General features: G+C 70.1%; 1 protein-coding gene. It reads right to left on the bottom strand.

Annotation, left to right across the window (positions count from 1 at the left end; translation table 11 throughout):
* The coding region (locus tag ACZ5WG_RS40805) for an IS701 family transposase (RefSeq protein ID WP_468729706.1) at window positions 1–1,105 on the bottom strand (1,105 nt) is incomplete at its 3' end.
* Window positions 1,106–1,165: the final 60 nt, after the last annotated feature.

Here is a 1,165-nt window from a genome sequence, read left to right as displayed (position 1 = left end):
CCTCGAAGTGGTCCAGGCCCAGGAGGGTTTTCAGTTCGCGGTAGTCGTGCTCGATCCGCCAGCGGGACTTCGCGAGCCGGACCAGATCCTTGGCGGGGATGTTCGCTGGCAGGTTCGAGATCCAGTACTTGACCGGTTCGGTCTCGCCTTCGGGCCATTGGGCGATCAGCCAGACGAGCGGGATCGTGCCGTCGGCGGCGGGCTTGGGCCGCCGGCCTGCGGGGCGGACACGCAGGAGGACGAAGTGCGAGCTCATCGCGGCTTTCGAGCCTTTGCGCCAGGTCACGGTCCGGCCCTGGTGACGGCCGGCGGCCAGCACGTGCTCACGCAAGGCCGCCGGGCGGGTGCGGTAACGGGGCAGCGGCCGGGGGCCGAGCCTGCCGTATTCGGGCTGGTGCGGCTCCGCCTCTTCGCCGTGGGCGGTCATCTCACCCTTGACCTGAAGCACCCAGGCCAGGCCCCTCTCATCCAGAGCACGCCGGAAGTCGGCGTTCGCACCGTAGCCGGTGTCGGCGACCAGGGCCGCGGGCCGCAGACCGATGCCGGCGAGCTCGTCGAGCATGTCCAGGGCGAGCTGCCATTTGGGCCGGTGGTGCTCGGTGTCGGGGATCCGGCAGGCCCGCCGGCGGGACTCGGCTTCGGGCCCGTCCCAGGCGACGGGCAGGAACAGCCGCCACGACAGCGGGCACGAGGCGGTGTCGGATGCGGCGTGGACGCTGACGCCGATCTGGCAGTTGCCGACCTTGCCCAGGGTGCCGGAGTACTGCCGGGCCACCCCAGGCGAGGAACGGCCGTCCTTGGGAAAGCCGGTGTCGTCCACCACCCACACCTGCGGCCGCACCGCGGCCACCGCCCGCCATGCCAGCCGGGCCCGCACCTGGTCGACGGGCCAGGTCGAGGACGTCATGAACTGCTGCAACTGCTGGTGATCGATCCCGAGCCGCTCGGCCATCGGCTGCATCGACTTCCTGCGGCCGTCCAGCAGCAGCCCCCGCAGATACAGCGAGCCCTTGGCCCGCTGGTCCCGCCGCACCAGCGGCGCGAACACGTCAGAGGCGTATTCCTCCATCTGAGCCCGCACCGCCGCAAGTTCCCCAGCCCTCATACAGCCAGCGAACTACCAGACACCCACCGTGACAAGACCAGCTAACAAAGCACTACTAGG

The organism is Streptomyces sp. NPDC032745, from assembly GCF_055579465.1.
The sequence above is the reverse complement of the archived record's forward strand: the minus strand, read 5'-3'. Positions and strand labels throughout refer to the sequence as shown.